The organism is Phocaeicola intestinalis, assembly GCF_014837065.1.
GTDB lineage: Bacteria > Bacteroidota > Bacteroidia > Bacteroidales > Bacteroidaceae > Phocaeicola > Phocaeicola intestinalis.
On the sequence record NZ_JACSPP010000146.1, the window covers coordinates 1 to 759 of the forward strand.

Consider the following 759-nt stretch of genomic DNA (forward strand, 5'->3'; position numbering starts at 1 on the left):
CGGGAGCGGATGAACCGGATGACATCCTTGCAGGCGAACCAGCTGTCTGCCAGCACATACCTGAACCTGACCCCTTTGCGGATGGCGCGTCTTATCATGGCAATCATCAGGTCGGTTTTCTTTGCCGTGTATTCACCGATACGCTCCTGCAAGGCGTCGCCGCTGTCACGTCCTTTGGTGAAACGTCTTGCGAGCTCTTCATCGGACATCCCGAACTTTCCATCCTTTCCTTTTTCACCCAGCAGTGCAAAATCCAGAAGCATTTGGGTTGTCCCGTCCGTAACGGCAAGGAACAAAGCCTTGAAACCGAGGATGCACCTGTGATGGACATGGGAAAACACCCTGCCGATGTTCTCCATGCGCCGTCCCGTCTTGGGATAGTCCGTGTCATCGACTATCAGGCAGACCGTGCCTTCCTTGCGCCCGGAACGGAGTCTGATCTTCGACCAAAGCTGGAGGGTGAGGTGATAGACGGACTTCCGCCAGTTTATCTTGGGATTACTCATGAAGCGGTAGAACACGTCTTTCTTGCATCCCAGTAAGCCGCTTAAGGAAGACCCGGTGAAACGATAAGGGTTACGGACCATGAAACACGGGTACAACAGCAAAGCCTGGAACACCTGCAACAACGGATACACATTGTTGCACTTGCTCTTCATGCCGAACAAGGTGGATTCATTCATTCTTAACCATTTGATAACGTCCAGTATGGAATACATCGCTTTATGTGCGTCATTTTTTCTAAAAAATGCGCTGATT

The 759-nt window shown here is 51.1% G+C and carries 1 protein-coding gene; it reads right to left on the reverse strand.

Annotation, left to right across the window (positions count from 1 at the left end):
• Window positions 1-758 (reverse strand): transposase (locus tag H9625_RS17425; protein WP_317173137.1); only part of this gene is annotated, 758 nt, incomplete at its 3' end.
• Window position 759: the final 1 nt, after the last annotated feature.